This is a genomic window from Streptomyces sp. CA-288835 (genome assembly GCF_050936385.1).
Taxonomy (GTDB): Bacteria; Actinomycetota; Actinomycetes; order Streptomycetales; family Streptomycetaceae; genus Streptomyces.
In genome coordinates this window covers 919,222-934,546 of the sequence record NZ_JBNJMW010000001.1, presented here as the reverse complement: position 1 = coordinate 934,546, position 15,325 = coordinate 919,222, and the positions used below count along the sequence as shown (strand labels likewise).

Sequence of the window (15,325 nt, the reverse complement as noted above, 5' to 3'; positions counted from 1 at the left end):
TGGCGCGTGGCAGCGGGTTATCTTCCTCCAGGTACCCGCACTCAGGCATCAGGGGCCGAGTAAACCCGTTCCCCCTCCACGAACGTCTCCAGGACCCGGGCCGCCGCGATCTCCTCGGGCGGCCCCGCGAACGGGTCCCGGTCGAGGATGACCAGGTCGGCCGCCTTGCCCACCGTGATGCTGCCGGTGATCGCGTCCAGGTGGTTCACGTACGCGCTGCCCGCCGTGTACGCGGCGAGGGCGGTGCCCAGGTCGAGGCGTTGTTCGGGGAGGAACTCGGGGGTGCCTTCGGGTGCGTTGGGGGAGACGCGGTTGACGGCGACGTGGATGGCCTGGAGCGGGTCGGGGCTGCTGACCGGCCAGTCGCTGCCCGCGGCGAGCGTGGCGCCCGCGCGCAGCAGGTCGCCGAACGGGTACTGCCGGGCGCCGCGTTCGGGGCCCAGGAACGGCAGGGTCAGTTCGTCCATCTGCGGCTCGTGGGCGGCCCACAGCATCTGCAGGTTCGCGGTGGCGCCGAGGGCGCGGAACCGTCGTACGTCGGAGGGGTGGACGACCTGCAGATGGGCCAGGTGGTGGCGGGTGTCGCGGTGCCCGTTGGCCGTGCGGGCGGCCTCCACGGCGTCCAGCGCTTCGCGCACCGCGCGGTCACCCAGGGCGTGGAAGTGGACCTGGAAGCCGAGCGCGTCGAGTTCGGTGACGTACTTCCTCAACTCGCCGGGATCGACGAAGCTGATGCCGCTCGTGTTCGGGACGCAGCCGCAGACAGTGGGATTGAGATACGGGTCGAGCATGGCCGCGGTGTGATTCTCGGCGATGCCGTCCTGCATGATCTTCACCGTGCCGGCGCGGAACCGGCCCCTGCTCAACTCCTCGCGCCGCGCCACGAGTTCAGGGATCTGCTCGGCGCCGCGTTCACGGTCCCACCACAGGGCGCCTGCGACGCGGGCGGTGAGGAGGCCCTGGTCCAGGAGCGCTTGGTAGGTGGGCGCCGGGTCGGTCATGTTGGCGTACGCGCCGATGATGGCGTCCTGCCACGCGGTGACACCGTGGGAATGCACTGCGGCCTGGGCGCGTAGCAGGGCGGCCAGTTGGTCCTCGGGCGTGGGGTTGGGCACCAGCCTGCCTACGAGATGGACGGCGCCCTCCTGGAGCATGCCGGTCGGGTTCCCCTCGGCATCGCGTTCGATCCGGCCGTCCGCGGGGTCCGGGGTGCGGGCGTCGATGCCGGCTCGCTCCAGCGCCCGGGTGTTGACCCAGGCGCCGTGGTGGTCCCGGTTGGGCAGGAATACGGGCCGGTCGGGGACGATCTCGTCGAGGGCCGCGGCGGTGGGGGTGCCGCCGGGAAAGGCCTCCAGGGACCAGCCGCCGCCGGTGATCCATTCGACGTCCGGGTTCTCATCGGCGTACGTACGAATGCGCCGCAGGTACTCGGCGGGGTCGACGGTGTCGGCCAGGTGGCACAGACCGAGTTCCAGGCCCGCGCCCTGCGGGTGCACATGGGCGTCTTGGAAGCCCGGCAGCAGCAGCTTTCCGGCGAGGTCCACGACCTCGGTGCCCGGCCCGATCAGCGCGTGCACCTCGTCGTGGCCGACGGCCGTGATCCGCCCGCCGCGCACGGCCACGGCGGTGGCCCGGCTGCGGGCGGCATCGACGGTGTGGACGGGCCCGCCAGTGAGGACGAGATCGGCGGGGCCCGTGACGTGGGACTGCGACATGCGGTGAACTCCGTGGGGGTGAGTGAAGGGGGGCGGTGATTCAGACGGCCGCCGGATTCAGATGGTCGTACGGTCCATGTCCATGTCCATGGGGAGCGTGATGGCCTCGGCATCGGTGCCGCGTCCAGTGGTGAAGTACGGCGACCGCCGGACGTACTTGGCCACTGCCGCCATACCGAGGCCGACGAGAACGATGAAGGCGGGCAGAGAGAACATGAACCACCCATTGTCCGGGCTCAGTTCGAAGTGGTCGCTCTGGGTCAGATACGAGTATCCGAGATAGCCGCCGAGGCTCAGCAGCACCAGACCGGACACGGCAAGGACGCCCACGGCGAGCACCGCCGCGCGCAGGCCCGCGTGGAGGGACGACCGGAAGCGGACGGTACACGCGAGCGCGGTGAGCCCGTAGTAGAGGGCGACGAGCAGACCGATGGAGTTGACGGCGGCCAGCAGCATGTCGCTCGGCTTCGGGATCGCGACGGCCAGCAGGGCGAGCACGGCGAACCGCACCATGGGTCCGCTGGGGACCCGGTTCATCCGCGGTACGGCACTCCCGCCGCCGGAACGATCGTGGTGCTGTCCATCGAGCTTCAGACCGAGGTACGGCAGTGCCTGCGGGCCGTTCTTGATGAGTTCGGCCAGGCGGCTCATCTCGCGCTGGAAGGCGACCGAGGCGAAGAGGAAGAGGCCGAGCACGGCGAACAGGGCGATCAGGCCTCCGCGGGCCGAGTCGCCAGGGCTCTTGGCCTCCTCGGTGAGCGGGATCGCGCCTCCGGGCGACCGACCACTCATTCAGGTCCGCTGCTGACGCCGGACGGGCGGTGCGCTCGGAAGAGACGTACGGAGACATGGTTGCCGTCATCGGGCCCGTCGAGGGTGTCGATGCGGTCGACGAGGAGGCCGTTGTCGACGAGGAGGTCTTCCCACAACGTCGGGGAAAGCACCCACATCTGCACGGTCAGCGGCTTCCCGCCGGCGAGCGGCAGGATCTCCGGGCGGGCGGTGACGCTCTGGGAGGGGCCGCGGGCGGCTGCGTTGGTGTGCAGGACAGAGAAGAACAGACGGCCGTCCGGCTTCAGGGCGGAGGCGACGGCCGGGAGGAGCCGGTGCGGGTCGATGTAGCCGAAGCCGTGGATGGAATAGATGACGTCGTACGGCTCGATGGCCTGCGTCAGGTACTCGACGGCGTCGGCGTGGATGAGGCGCAGGCGCGGCAGGTTTCCGTATCGGGCGGTGGCGCGCTCGTGCTGGGTGGCTGAGGCTTCGACGGCGTCGACCGTGGCACCGTGCTCGCGCACCAGGTGTGCGGCGTGCTTGCCCAGGCCGGAGGCCAGGTCCAGGACCCGTAGGCCGGAGAGCGCGCCGAGGACTCCGGCGCCGGGCCCGGTGGGCCAGAACCCCCAGGAGATGCGGTCCACCTCCGGGACTGCGGTGGACCGTTGGAGGTGGTGAGCCCCGTATCGCGTCCAGGCTTGGGAGTTGACGGCTTCGGGCTCCGCGCTGTGCATGGTGCTCCTCGCTGCGTGAGGGGAGAGGGGCGGGGCCGCGCCGGCACGTGGCGGCCCCGCGATGACGCTCGCTACGACAGGTGGTCGGCGGTCAGCGGTCCTGGGCGAGGGCGTACAACTCGCCCAGGAGGCTGCTCTCTGTCGCGATGAGTTCGTCGAAGGTGCCCTGTTCCCGGACGGTGCCCTGGTCGAGGACGATGACCCGGTCGGCCATCCGGACGTTGTCCAGCCGGTGTGTGACCACCACGGTGATCCGGTCGGGGGCCATGGCCCGGAGTTCGCGGAAGATCTGGTGCTCGCCGCGGGCGTCCATCTCGCTGGTGGGCTCGTCCAGGACGAGCACGGCCGGTTCGCGGTACATCGCGCGGGCGCACGCCAGGCGCTGCCACTGGCCGCCGGACAGCTCGTGGCCGCCCCAGACCGAGCGGGCGAGCAGCGTGTCGAGTTGGTCGGGGAGCTCGCGCAGGGCAGTGGTCATGCCGACGCGGTCCGCCGCGTCCCAGATCCGTTCGTCGCCGTGCTCGCGGGGCTGGCCCAGGGTGATGTTCTCCCTTGCGGCCAGCGGCCAATGGCCGTTCTTCTGCGGGACCAGTCCGACGTACCGCCAGACCGACTCCGCATCGGCGGTGGCCAAGTCGGTGTCGTCCCACAGGACTTTGCCGTCGGTGGGCACAGTCAGGCCGGTGAGCATCCGGATCAGGGTCGACTTGCCCGCGCCGTTCTCCCCGACGAACGCGACGACTTCGCCGCGGTTGAGGGTGAGTGTGATCGGCTGCACGGCCGCGTTGTCCTTGCTCGGGTACGTGTAGGAAGCGGCCTCGAGGCGGATCTGCTGCGGTGGCTTGGCCTGCGTGGTGCCGCGGGCCGTGGTCATGCTCCGGACCTCGTCGATGAATTCGTAGTAGTCGGAGAGGTAGAGGCCGTGGTGGAACATCACCGTGCCGTAGCGGATGATCGAGTTGAGTGCGCGTCCGGCGGTCTGGGAGGCGACGACGGCCGTGCCCGCGATCGCCGTGGACATGGCGCCGGCGAGGACGAGCCCGGCCAGCGACGCCCACATGCCGAGCGTGAACAGTCCGCCCAGGGACGCGGCGAGCAGCGTGATCAGTAGGTACGGGCGTGCTGCTTCGAGCTCGCGGCCCTCGACCCGGTCGCACATCGTCCGGTACCAGAAGTGCAGGTAGCCGCGCATGGTGTTGGCCCGCAGCTCGTCGGCGAGGTCCGACGTGGTCAGCCACCAGCGCATCATGCCGCGGACATTGCGGGCGGAGATCGTACGGTCGTGGACGCGGTAGTCGATGCGCGCGGCGATCACTCCGCCCAGACCGCGGGGGACGACGGACAGCAGCAGTACGCCGAGCAGCAGCGGGTGGAGGGACGTGAGTACGGTCGCCGCCGACGCGAGCTGGATCAACCCGTTGGTGAGGGTCTTGGCGTCGTCGGCGAGGTCGACGGCGCGCAGCGCGCCGATCTCCGCGGCCTGGCTCCGGTCGCTGAAGCCCTCCGCGTCGTAGGCGGCGAGTTCGGCCCGCATGTGCAGGTCGACCAGGGTGAGGTCGGCGGCCGAGGCGATCTTCGGGTTCAGGCGCCGGGTCGCCCAGTCCGCGAGGATCCACATCGCCGCCCCGGTGGCCATGGCCAGGACCGCGACGGCCAGCGCCGGCCATGCCTGCGTCAGGCCCTCGCGCGGGTCCGGGACCATCAGCTGCGGCAGGGCCCTGGCGACGGCGCTGAGCATCACGGCCGTGCCGATACCGGACAGCAGCTGGCAGACGACGACCGTGATCGCCATGCGCCGGTCGACGGACCAGGCCAGCCGGGCCGTCTGCGCGAGGGCCATGGGGATCCGGCGGGCCATGTCCCACAGCGTCGCGTCGTCCATGGCGCGCCGGTGCTTGCGGCCGTTGTAGTCGAGCTCGGGAGGCTCGGCCGGCAGCGGAGCCGCAGCCCGCGCCGCGGGAACGGACGCCGTCTCGGCCGCGCCCTCCTCCTCCGCCGTCCCGGTCACTGCCTTCTTCCCGGGGTTGAGGTGGCGTGTCATGCGAACACCCCTGCCATCAGCCGGTCCAGGGTGCGCCGTCCACGCGCCGTGACCTCGGGATCGTCGTGCGCCGGGCTCCAGACCAGGCACGTCACCGCGTCGAGGGTGGCTGGCCCCTTCAACGCGTGCAATTCCTCGCAGGAGAGAGCAGTCGAGTCGGTCATGCACCCCACCTCGATGACGGTCGTGATGCGGATGCGAACGGGGCACGGCGGGCGTCAACCGGACGCGGCAGCGTGCTCGGGGCGACAGCATCGGCGGGAGGATTCTCGAACAGGGGGCGAAGGGCGGCGAACGCGAGCACGGGATTCACGGATTCTCCTCGGAGACGGAAGCGGGCTGAGCACCTCAGACAACGCCCCTGATCACGGAGTTGATACGGGCGAAGGGTCGAGTAAAAGTTCGAGGCGGAGTGTGGTGGCCAAGTGCCGTCGGCGATGCCGCAACGCCTGCCTCGTTCGAATTCACTCGCCAAGGGGACAGCGTGCGGCCGTAGTCCCACGGGGGATTGCACTGTCGGCTCGTTGACTGCATCGGATTCCTCCGGCGGGCACGGACTTCGGTTGCGGGACCGAACCCTCGCGCAGGGCACTGACAATCACGGGGTTGCAGCGACGTGATCCGGACAAGCCGAGCAAGACTTACGGATCGGCCGGCGCTGCTCGCTCTGAGGGGCGGGGAAGCGAGGCCGCGCAGCAGTACCGGCACTGGGAGCCCCGGGCAACCCGCAGTGGAATGTGACCCGCATCGAGGAAGCCGAGGACGAGATCACCGAGACGTGCGGCCGCCGCGACGGGCAGCCTTCCAAGCCCCACAAGAGCCAACCGGTCTGGATGCTCTCCGCGCCACAATGCGTCCGCGCCGCCGTCGCGGATGTCTGAATCTGTTCACCCCGGATGAGGGCTGCGCTATTGGTTCGACGGACGGGCGGAAGGCGCGGGCGAGGAACGAGAATTCGTCCAGGGCCTGCGCGCCTAGAGGGTGATCTCTTGAATCAGGGATTGATGGGCATGCGCGGCACATCCGACCGGTAGGGTCGACACACATGACAGCAGAGTCACCGACGCAGACTGTGCAACGCCTGTTCCCGCTGCTCGCCGAGGGAAAGAGTGCGGAGGCGGCGGCGCTGTTCGCCGACTCGGTGTCGTTCTCCATCCCGCACCCGCCGGGCATTCCGTGGGTGCCGGAAGTCGACTCGGCGGACGGCATGCGGACGTTCTTCGAGTTGCTGCAGACTCATGTGCAGGCCAAGGAGTTCGACCTTCGCCAGGTCATCGCCGAGGGCGACGATGTGGTGCTCATCGGGCGCATGGTCTCCGAGGTCAAGAAGACGGGCCGGGACATCGACACCGCGTTCGCCCTGCACACCACGGTCCGGGACGGGCGAATCACCCGCTACCACCTCTACGAGGACACCTACGCCGTCGCCAAGGCCTACTTCGACGACTGATCGTCCGGTGGGCTCGCTCAGCCAGCTCGTCTTTCAACCTGAAGCCCAGTCTCAGCCCTCCCGCAGCTCCCGCACAATCGGCTCCCACACCTCGGCGTCGATGTCGTACGCGGTGTAGAACGACACCCGGTCGACCAGCGACCCGTACCGGCCGCGGATCTCAGCCGCCACCCGCTCCGGCTCCGCCACCACCGCGAAGGCATGCAGCACCTCGTCGTCGACGAGCCGCCCCATCTCCTCCCACTTGTCCTCGCGGGAGGACTTCGACAACGCGTTCAGCTCGTCGCCGAGTTCGCCCCAACCGTGCAGCTCCAGTACGCCCCGGTACGCGGGCGTGCTCCCGTAGAAGGCGATCTGGCGCCGGGTGCCGTCCACGGCGCGGGCCATCTCCTCCTCCGTACGGCCCGTAGCGGTGAGGAGGAGATGCGAGACGGAGAAGTCGGCGCGCGTGCGGCCCGACTTCGCCAGCCCGGCCTCGACGGTCGGCACGGTGACCTCCCGCAGATACCGCTCCGTGGTGAATCCATGCGCGAGCAGCCCGTCCGCCACCTCCCCTGCGACCCGGGTCATCGCCTCCCCGACGGCGGCCACGAAGACCTTGGGAGCGCCACCGGTAGCGGGCGGGGGAGAGAAGAAGGGGGACATGAGGGTGTGCGAGTAGAAGTCGCCTTGGAAGTTGAGCTTTTCGCCCTCGTTCCAGGCGGCCCAGATGGCCCGCAGCGCGCTGACGTATTCGCGCATACGGGCCGCCGGCCGGCTCCACGGCATCGAGAAGCGTCGCTCGATGTGCGGCTTGATCTGGCTGCCGAGGCCGAGTGAGAAGCGGCCGCCGGAGTAGGTCTGCAAGTCGTGGGCGGTGTACGCGAGTTGCATGGGGGAGCGGGCGAAGGCCACCGCGATCGCCGTGCCGACCTCGAGGCGGTCGGTGTGCTCGGCCGCGAGCAGCAGTGGCAGGAACGGGTCGTGCTTGGACTCCGAGGCCCACAGGCCGTCGTAACCCGCCTTCTCGTGATGCCGGGCCTCCTCGACCACCTCGGCGGTGCCCCACACGTTCAGCTTGCCGTCGACCTTCATACGGATTCTCCAACCCTGTCCAAACCGATGCGCCGCGCGAGCAGTTCCCGGTGATACGCCGGATCGCCGAACAGCAGCTGTGACGTCTTGGCCCGCTTCAGATACAGGTGGGCCGGGTGCTCCCAGGTGAAGCCGATACCGCCGTGCACCTGGATGTTCTCCGCCGCTGCCTGGAGACAGGCGTCCGAGCAGAACGCCTTGGCCAGACTCGCCAGGGCGGGCAGCTCAGGGTCCTCGCTCTCGGCGGCGAGCAGCGCGTAGTGCGCGGCGGCCCGCGCCGACTCCACCTCCAGCAACACGTCGGCGAGCAGATGCTTTACGGCCTGGAAGGAGCCGATCGGCCGCCCGAACTGGTGGCGCACCTTGGCGTACTCCACCGCCATGTCGAGCGCGCGGCCCGCGACCCCCACCTGCTCGGCCGCCAACGCCACTGCGGCATGGTCGAGTACCTCCGCCACCAGGTCCCAGCCGTCGCCGTGCGTACGCAGCCGGGTCGCCCGTACGTCGTGGTAGTCGAGGCGTGCCTGTCGGCGGGTCGGGTCCATCGTGGGCAGGGGTTCACGGGTCAGCCCGGCTGCGTCGCCGTCCACCCAGAAGACGCCGATGCCGTCGCCGGTACGGGCCACGGTGAGCACGACATCCGCGCTCGCCCCGTCCAGTACGAAGGTCTTGTGGCCGCTGAGCAGCCAACTCCCCGCCGATTCGCGGGCGTTGAGCCCGACACCGTCGGCATCCCAGCGCGCGGAGTCCTCCGTCAGCGCCACGGTGGCCACCAGTTCACCGGCGGCCAGCCCCGGCAGCAGCCGCTTGCGGGCCTCCTCGTCGTCGCAGCGCAAGAGAAGGGTGGTCGCCAGCACGGCGGAAGCGAGGAACGGCGTACAGGTCAGCGCCCGCCCCAACTCCTCCATCACCACGCCCACTTCGACCGGCCCGCAGCCCGCGCCCCCGTACTCCTCGGGGATCGCGAGCCCTTGCAGACCGAGCTCCGAGCCCATCCGCCGCCACACAGCACGGTCGAAGCCCTCCGGCGTCTCCATCAGCCGCCGTACCTCGGTCTCGGGCGAGGTGTCCGCCAGGAACGCCCGTACGGTGCGCCGCAGTTCCTCCTGCTCGTCGCTGAACGCGAAGTCCATGTGACTCACTCCTCTCCGGTTCAGCGGCCGGCGCGCGCCGCGATGATCTTCTCGACGATCGCGATGTGGTCCGGTGCGTGCATGCTGTCCCGCTCCGCGAGCAGGGCCGGTTCCAGTACGGCGGAGATGGCCTGCTCCAGATGCAGGTTCACCGCCCGCTTGGTCTCGCGCAGCGCCTGCGCGGGCAGCGCGGCCAGTCGCCCGGCGAGATCCATGGCCTCGGCCCTGAGCTTGTCGTCCGGCACGACACGGTTGGCGATGCCCAGCCGGACCGCCTCCTCGGGGGACACGCGATCACCGAGGAACAGCAGTTCCTTCGCTCGAGTGAGGCCCACGAGCAGCGGCAGTACGAGCGCGCCGCCGTCCCCCGCGACCAGGCCGACCTGGACATGCGGATCCGCGATATGGGCGCCCTCGGCGATCAGTACGAGGTCGCTGAGCAGGGCCAGGCTGCAGCCGAGGCCGACTGCCGGCCCATTCACCGCCGCGATGACCGGGAGGGGGCAGCGCACCATGCCGAGGATGATTCGCCGGGCCTCGTCGACGTTCTGCTCCCGGAAGGCGGCATCGCGCTGGACCCGGGTCATTACCGCGAAGTTGCCGCCGGCGCTGAAGGCCCGGCCGCGCCCGGTGAGTACGACCGCCCTCGCGTCCGGATCGGCCGCGACCTCGTCCCAGACCGATGCGAGAGACGAATGGAGCTCCTCACTCGTCGAGTTGAGCTGGTCCGGCCGGTTCAGCTCGATCAGCCGGACCGGCCCGTGGGCCGTCACCACGAGATCCGTCATCGCCACCGCCAGCACTCAGGAAACAGTCAGTAGAGTTGAATGCTATAACTATTTAGAGCTGACTGGGAACCGTCACGGTGATCGACCGCGGAGGACGCGCATGCCGGAGCAGGAGTACGAGACCGTACGAGCCGAAGTGGCGGACCGCATCCTCACCGTCACCCTCAACCGGCCGGAGAAGCTGAACGCCTTCAACCCCCAGATGATGGCCGACCTGCTCGACATCTTCGACTCCGCCGACACCGACGACGACGTACGCGTGATCGTCGTGACCGGCGCCGGACGCGGCTTCTGCGCGGGCGCCGACGTGAGCTCCGGCGGCACGTCCTTCGACCACCGCAAGGCGGGCGCCTGGCACCGGGACACCGGCGGCCGAGTGGCTCTGCGGCTGTTCTCCTGTACCAAGCCGGTCATCGCCGCGATCAACGGCCCCGCGGCGGGCGTCGGCGCCAGCATGACCCTGCCCATGGACATCCGGCTGGCGTCGACCAAGGCGAAGTTCGGCTTCGTCTTCGCGCGCCGCGGCATCGTGCCGGAGTCCGCGGCGAGCTGGTTCCTGCCGCGGGCCGTGGGGATGCAGCGGGCCATGGAATGGGTGGCGACGGGCCGCGTCTTCGGCCCCGACGAGGCGCTGGCGGCCGGTCTTGTCCGCTCTGTCCACTCGCCGGAGGAACTGCTCCCGGCTGCGTACGAACTCGCCCGTGAGATCGCCGAGAACACCTCCGCGATCTCGGTCGCCCTCTCGCGCCAGATGATGTGGCGGATGCTCGGCGAACCCCACCCGATGACCGCGCACCGCCTCGACTCGCGGATCATGAGCCAGATCGGCGGCGGCCCGGACCCCGTCGAGGGCGTCGAGTCCTTCCTCGCCAAGCGCCCGCCCGAGTTCCCGGGCCGGGTCAGCAAGGACATGCCTCCCGTCTACCCCTGGTGGCAGGAGGAGGAGTTCCGCCCCTTCGGGGAGTAGCACCAGCAGGCATCGCTACCTGAGTGCCAGGAGACGACATGACGACGTACGACTACATCGTGGTGGGCGCGGGGTCGGCGGGCTGCGTACTCGCCAACCGCCTTTCCGAAGACCCGAAGACGTCCGTGCTGCTGATCGAGGCGGGCGGCCGGGACACGACTCCGCTGATCAAGATGCCCAAGGGCTTCGGCAAGCTCCTGGGCGATCCGCGGTACGCCTGGCACTACCCCGTCGAACCCGTCGGCAAGACCCGCCGGGTCGAACACTGGGTGCGCGGCAAGGCCCTCGGCGGATCGAGTTCAGTCAACGGCATGGTCTACAACCGCGGAGACCGCGCCGACTACGACGAACTGGAGCGTCTCGGAAACCCCGGCTGGGGCTGGGACACCATGCTGCCGGTCTTCAAGAAGATCGAGGACAACGCACTCGGCGCCTCCGAACTCCGGGGCGCGGGCGGCCCGTTGCACATCTCCACCGCGCCGAAACCGGAGCCGCTGTGCGAGGAGGCGATCGCCGCCGGAACCGGACTGGGCTGGCAGCGAACCGACGACCTCAACGCGAGCGACGACGAACGCATCGGCTATGCCATGGCCACCATCAAGAACGGACAGCGGTTCAGCGCCGCGCGCGCCTTTCTGCACCCGGTCGAGGACCGACCGAACCTGACCGTGTCGGTGGACACCCTCGTCACGAAAGTCCTGATCGAGAACGGCAGGGCCGTCGGCGTACGGACCCGCAGTGCGGGCCGGGAGGTCGACATCCGCGCCGGGCTGGAGGTGATCCTCTCCGCCGGCAGCATCGCCACGCCGAAGATCCTCCAGCTGTCGGGCATCGGCCCGGCCGCGACGCTCAAGGAGGCGGGCGTCGACGTCCTGGTGGACAGTCCGTACGTAGGCGGCCGGATGCGCGAACACCGCTGCTTCGTCGTCCAGTACCGCCTGAAGGACAAGCTCGGCTACAACAAGGCGCTCAGCACCCCGGTGCGGCAGGCGTTGTCGGGAGCGAAGTACCTGGCGACCCGCCGTGGACCCCTCGCCGCCCCCGCCTTCGACGTCATCGGCTTCTTCAAGACTCGCCCCGAACTCGCCCGCCCCGACGCTCAGTTGCTGATCGCGCCGGTCTCCCTCAGTCCGGAGATCCCCGGCAAGGAGACCGGCGTGGAGCGCGAACCCGGCGTGATGGGCCTCGGCTATATCCTCCGCCCCACCGCCGAAGGCAGCCTGCACATCACCTCGGCCGACCCCGATGTACCGCTCACGATCACGGCGAACTACTACGGCTCCGATCATGACCGAACCGTCGGAACGGCCCTCTTCCGCAGAATGCGCGAACTCTTCGAAACCGAGCCCCTCGCCGGACGGATCATGGCCGAAACGCTACCCGGCACCGCCGTCCGCGACGACCAGGAGATCATCGACGCGGGCCTCGACCACGGGCGCTGCGGCTATCACGCCATCGGCACGTGCGCGATGGGCCCGGCCGAGGACGATGCCGTCGACGCCCGCCTGCGTGTACGCGGTGTCGCTGGCCTGCGGGTCGTCGACTGCTCGGTCATGCCGACCATGGTTTCGGGCAATCTCAACGGGCCCATCATGGCTATGGCCTGGCACGCTGCCGACCTCATCCTCCACGGGAACTGAAACCTGACAGCCTCCTGACAGAAGCAGGAGATCTGTCCGAAACATTGTCGTAGTTTCGCCGAAGTGTTAGCGTCCGGACGACGTCATTCAGTTGAATGCGTTAAACCATTCCGCCCTGGACGGTGACCATGAGCGATGGTTTCCTGTACGAATCCTTCCGCGGCGTCGACTGGGGAGTCGCCACCGCGGACACCATCGCGGCCCCGCCGCCGCCCCCGCCCGAGCGTGGCGGGCACTTCCGGCAGTGGACCGACGACATCCGGCAACTCGTCGGCGTCACCCCGGACTCACACCGGATGGTCGCCGGCTGGCCACGGCTCCAGCCCGACGGCCCCGGCACCTGGGACGCCGAGGCCCTGGACCGCTGCGACCGCGAACTCGACGCCCTCCTCGAACTCGGCCTGCGGCCCGGCCTGACCCTGCTCGACCGGTCACTGCCGCCCTGGCTAGAGGCCACCGGAGGCTGGCTCGACCGCGACACCGCCGAGCATTTCGCCGCGTACGCCGCCGAGCTGGGCCGCCGCTTCGGCGACCGCGTGACCCGCTGGATCACTTCCACCGACCTGGCCGGGCCCACCCTGGCGGACCACGTGGCGGGGATGTACACACCGGGCCGCGGCATCGGCCGCGCGGGCCTCCCCACCGTCCACCACATCCTGCTCGCCAACGGCCTCGCGACCCAGGCCCTCAGAGCGGCCGGCGTCACCGGCCGGATCGGCACCACGGTCACCCTCGTCAGCGGCTACGCCGCCACCGACGACCCCTTCGACCGCCTCGCCCTGGAACGTCTGGAGAGCTGGACCAACCGCCTCTTCCTCGACCCCATGCTGCTCGGCGAGCACATGGTGACCGAGGACGACGTCTCACCCGTCGAGGCCACCGGCTGCGTACGCCCCGGCGACCTGGAGATCATCAGCACCAGCCAGGACCTGCTGGGCCTGTCCTGGCACACCCCGTTCCGCGTCACCGCACCGGAGAACCTGCCCCGCGTACTGCCGACCGACAAGTGCCAGAGCACCCTCAACGAAGTGAACCGCCTGCTCGTCGGCCTCGGCTTCGCGATCACCCCCTTCGACGACGTCGAGACCACGGCGTACGGCTGGCCCATCCTCCCCGAGGCACTCGCCGACGGCGTCGCCGACCTCCACGACCTGTACGGAGACCGGCTGCCCCCGCTGTCCGTCATCGACAACGGCATGGGCGACCTGGACCTGGTCGACGAGACCGGGCACAGCGACGACGCCCGGCGCCGGGCCCTGCTGCGCGCCCGGCTCTCCTGGCTGGGCCGGGTGATCGCACGCGGCGTAAACGTCTGCGGCTACGAGTACTGGTCCGTCCTCGACAACCTGGAAGCGAAGTTCCGCTACACCCGCCTCTACACGATGGCGGTCCCGGACCATGAGCCGCCGCCGCGCCCGCCAATGCCCTCGGACTGGGTGCATGGTGGAGCGTTCGCCGGCCCCGTCGGATCGGGATCGGCATCCGGATCCGGATCCGCTGACGGTCCCGCACCCGGCCTGACCCTGGTGCCGGGCGCTCCCCGCGGACAGAGAGGGCAGCGGGGGCAGCGAGGTCAGAGCATCGGAGCCCCGTAGTCCCTGCCCCGGATCAGCCGCACCGGGGTGTAGACGAGCACGTCCTCGTCCCGCTGGTTGCGTACGGTGATCCGGCTGGTCACCACGCCCCGGCCGGGCTTGCTGGACGGACGCGAGTCCGTGGTCTCCACGACCGCGTACAGGGTGTCGCCGACATAGACCGGCCCCCGCACGGTCAGCTCCATGTGCAGGAAGGCGAGGCCCGTGCCGTGCAGCACGTTCGTCTGGAGGACGAGTCCTTCGGCGATGCAGTACGTCAGCCCGCCCGGGACGAGCCGTCCGGTGTAACCGCCCTCCGCGGCGTGCGTGGCGTCCCAGAAGAGCGGCTCGTTGAAGCCGCCCCAGGTGATGAAGTTGACCAGGTCGGTCTCGGTGATGGTGCGGCGGGCGGTCCGGAAGACCTGGCCCTTCGGCATGTCCTCGTAGGTCAACCCCCTTACGAGTGGGGGGACTTCATTGGTCGCGGCAGTGGTGGTGGCGGTCGGCTCGGACGTCATCGCGGGCTCCTCATGCATCCGTAGATCACGTAGGTCATTGAGGTCATGCAGGTCACGTAGGTCAGAGATCGATCGGGTGCTTGTCGGACACGGCCTCGAAGTCCGGGGCGCGCTTCTCCCGGTGGGCGGCCAGACCCTCCGCGACCTCGTGGCCGCCGAACCCGAAGAACTCCAGGCCGAGCGAGGCCTCGAAGATCGGTTGGGCCGTGCGATACCAGTGGTTGAGGGACCGTTTCGTCCAGCTGATGGCGCTGGCGGAGCCAGCCGCCAGGGTCGTCGCGATGCGCAGGCCCTCGGCGTGCACCTGCTCGTCGTCCACGCACTTGGAGACCAGGCCGATGCGTTCGGCCTCCGCACCCGTGAGTGCCTCGCAGGTCAGCAGGTAGTACTTGGCCTTGGCCATCCCGCACAGCAGCGGCCAGCAGATCGCCGCGTGGTCACCGGCCGCGACACCGAGCCGAGTGTGCCCATCGACGATCTTCGCCTTGCGTCCGGCGATGGAGATGTCGGCCAGCATGCCGATGACCAGGCCCGCGCCCACCGCCGGACCGTGGATCGCGGAGACCACCGGCTTGGAGCAGTTGATCACCCCGTACACCATGTCCCGGGCCTCCCGCATCACCCGGGCACGCACCGCGTACTCCTCGGTCAGAGCCTCGATGGAGTCGAAGGTCCCGCCCGCCGAAAACGCCTTGCCGGCTCCCTGGACCAGCACCGCGCGGGTCTCTTCGTCCCGGTCGATCACCGGCCAGATGTCGGCCAGTTCGCCGTGCATCCGCGGATCGACCGCGTTGAGATTCGGGCCGTCCAGCACGATGCGGAGCACGCCGGGCGCGGGCCGCTCGAAGGTGAGGCTGGTGAACTCGTCATAGCGGTCGGTCACAACGCACCCCTGGTTCATTCAGTGCTTGGTTGGT

At 69.6% G+C, this 15,325-nt stretch carries 14 protein-coding genes and 1 pseudogene; 5 read left to right on the top strand and 10 right to left on the bottom strand.

What is annotated here, in order from left to right:
* Positions 1-41 precede the first annotated feature (41 nt).
* From ACQEVY_RS04385 to ACQEVY_RS04365, 5 genes and pseudogenes are all read right to left on the bottom strand, one after another.
* Positions 42-1,715, bottom strand: a complete 1,674-nt coding sequence (locus tag ACQEVY_RS04385; protein ID WP_432944978.1) for an amidohydrolase — start codon at positions 1,713-1,715, stop codon at positions 42-44.
* A gap of 57 nt (positions 1,716-1,772) precedes the next feature.
* Positions 1,773-2,483 (bottom strand): annotated as a pseudogene (locus ACQEVY_RS04380) (amino acid transporter); the annotation flags it as partial.
* 20 nt (positions 2,484-2,503) lie between these two features.
* Positions 2,504-3,223: a class I SAM-dependent methyltransferase gene (locus tag ACQEVY_RS04375; RefSeq protein ID WP_432944976.1), complete on the bottom strand. Its 720-nt coding sequence runs from the start codon at positions 3,221-3,223 to the stop codon at positions 2,504-2,506.
* A gap of 91 nt (positions 3,224-3,314) precedes the next feature.
* The gene (locus tag ACQEVY_RS04370) at positions 3,315-5,264 is read right to left on the bottom strand and encodes an ATP-binding cassette domain-containing protein (protein WP_432944974.1); all 1,950 of its coding nucleotides are present in this window, start codon (positions 5,262-5,264) and stop codon (positions 3,315-3,317) included.
* The gene (locus tag ACQEVY_RS04365) at positions 5,261-5,428 is read right to left on the bottom strand and encodes a hypothetical protein (protein WP_432944972.1); all 168 of its coding nucleotides are present in this window, start codon (positions 5,426-5,428) and stop codon (positions 5,261-5,263) included. The genes ACQEVY_RS04370 and ACQEVY_RS04365 overlap by 4 nt, the downstream gene beginning before the upstream one ends.
* A 573-nt stretch (positions 5,429-6,001) precedes the next feature.
* Between ACQEVY_RS04365 and ACQEVY_RS04360 the strand changes: the two genes are divergently transcribed.
* Both ACQEVY_RS04360 and ACQEVY_RS04355 read left to right on the top strand, forming a co-directional pair.
* Entirely contained in the window at positions 6,002-6,145 is a 144-nt protein-coding gene (locus ACQEVY_RS04360; protein ID WP_432944970.1) for a hypothetical protein, read from the top strand.
* A 164-nt stretch (positions 6,146-6,309) separates the two neighbouring features.
* A complete protein-coding gene (locus tag ACQEVY_RS04355; RefSeq protein WP_432944968.1) occupies positions 6,310-6,714 on the top strand; it encodes a nuclear transport factor 2 family protein in 405 nt (134 codons plus the stop codon).
* A gap of 51 nt (positions 6,715-6,765) precedes the next feature.
* On the opposite strand, the gene ACQEVY_RS04350 is transcribed toward ACQEVY_RS04355, so the two are convergent.
* Genes ACQEVY_RS04350 through ACQEVY_RS04340 form a run of 3 tightly spaced genes read right to left on the bottom strand, consistent with a single transcriptional unit; the run spans position 6,766 to position 9,724 of the window.
* On the bottom strand, positions 6,766-7,788 hold the full coding sequence (locus tag ACQEVY_RS04350) for an LLM class F420-dependent oxidoreductase (RefSeq protein WP_432944966.1): 1,023 nt from the start codon (positions 7,786-7,788) through the stop codon (positions 6,766-6,768).
* A complete protein-coding gene (locus ACQEVY_RS04345; protein ID WP_432944964.1) occupies positions 7,785-8,921 on the bottom strand; it encodes an acyl-CoA dehydrogenase family protein in 1,137 nt (378 codons plus the stop codon). Before ACQEVY_RS04345 ends, ACQEVY_RS04350 begins: the two co-directional genes overlap by 4 nt.
* 20 nt (positions 8,922-8,941) lie before the next feature.
* Complete coding sequence (locus ACQEVY_RS04340; RefSeq protein WP_432944962.1) at positions 8,942-9,724, bottom strand: enoyl-CoA hydratase/isomerase family protein; 783 nt, start codon at positions 9,722-9,724, stop codon at positions 8,942-8,944.
* A gap of 85 nt (positions 9,725-9,809) precedes the next feature.
* Between ACQEVY_RS04340 and ACQEVY_RS04335 the strand changes: the two genes are divergently transcribed.
* From ACQEVY_RS04335 to ACQEVY_RS04325, 3 genes are all read left to right on the top strand, one after another.
* Entirely contained in the window at positions 9,810-10,676 is an 867-nt protein-coding gene (locus tag ACQEVY_RS04335; RefSeq protein WP_432944960.1) for a crotonase/enoyl-CoA hydratase family protein, read from the top strand.
* Between the two features lie 38 nt (positions 10,677-10,714).
* Positions 10,715-12,316: a GMC family oxidoreductase gene (locus ACQEVY_RS04330; protein WP_432944958.1), complete on the top strand. Its 1,602-nt coding sequence runs from the start codon at positions 10,715-10,717 to the stop codon at positions 12,314-12,316.
* Positions 12,317-12,444: 128 nt separating this feature from the next.
* Positions 12,445-13,911: a glycoside hydrolase family 1 protein gene (locus ACQEVY_RS04325; RefSeq protein ID WP_432944956.1), complete on the top strand. Its 1,467-nt coding sequence runs from the start codon at positions 12,445-12,447 to the stop codon at positions 13,909-13,911.
* Here the strand turns inward: ACQEVY_RS04325 and ACQEVY_RS04320 are convergent.
* Complete coding sequence (locus ACQEVY_RS04320; RefSeq protein WP_432944954.1) at positions 13,890-14,408, bottom strand: MaoC family dehydratase; 519 nt, start codon at positions 14,406-14,408, stop codon at positions 13,890-13,892. The genes ACQEVY_RS04325 and ACQEVY_RS04320 overlap by 22 nt on opposite strands.
* A 61-nt stretch (positions 14,409-14,469) precedes the next feature.
* Positions 14,470-15,291, bottom strand: coding sequence for an enoyl-CoA hydratase/isomerase family protein (locus tag ACQEVY_RS04315; RefSeq protein WP_432944952.1), 822 nt, complete (start codon positions 15,289-15,291; stop codon positions 14,470-14,472).
* Positions 15,292-15,325: the final 34 nt, after the last annotated feature.

Coding starts and splice junctions, on each gene's coding strand:
- ACQEVY_RS04385 (WP_432944978.1), bottom strand. CDS start 1,715: ATGTCGCAGTCCCACGTCACGGGCCCCGCCGATCTCGTCCTCACTGGC.
- ACQEVY_RS04325 (WP_432944956.1), top strand. CDS start 12,445: ATGAGCGATGGTTTCCTGTACGAATCCTTCCGCGGCGTCGACTGGGGA.
- ACQEVY_RS04330 (WP_432944958.1), top strand. CDS start 10,715: ATGACGACGTACGACTACATCGTGGTGGGCGCGGGGTCGGCGGGCTGC.
- ACQEVY_RS04355 (WP_432944968.1), top strand. CDS start 6,310: ATGACAGCAGAGTCACCGACGCAGACTGTGCAACGCCTGTTCCCGCTG.
- ACQEVY_RS04365 (WP_432944972.1), bottom strand. CDS start 5,428: ATGACCGACTCGACTGCTCTCTCCTGCGAGGAATTGCACGCGTTGAAG.
- ACQEVY_RS04335 (WP_432944960.1), top strand. CDS start 9,810: ATGCCGGAGCAGGAGTACGAGACCGTACGAGCCGAAGTGGCGGACCGC.
- ACQEVY_RS04350 (WP_432944966.1), bottom strand. CDS start 7,788: ATGAAGGTCGACGGCAAGCTGAACGTGTGGGGCACCGCCGAGGTGGTC.
- ACQEVY_RS04370 (WP_432944974.1), bottom strand. CDS start 5,264: ATGACACGCCACCTCAACCCCGGGAAGAAGGCAGTGACCGGGACGGCG.
- ACQEVY_RS04320 (WP_432944954.1), bottom strand. CDS start 14,408: ATGACGTCCGAGCCGACCGCCACCACCACTGCCGCGACCAATGAAGTC.
- ACQEVY_RS04345 (WP_432944964.1), bottom strand. CDS start 8,921: ATGGACTTCGCGTTCAGCGACGAGCAGGAGGAACTGCGGCGCACCGTA.
- ACQEVY_RS04375 (WP_432944976.1), bottom strand. CDS start 3,223: ATGCACAGCGCGGAGCCCGAAGCCGTCAACTCCCAAGCCTGGACGCGA.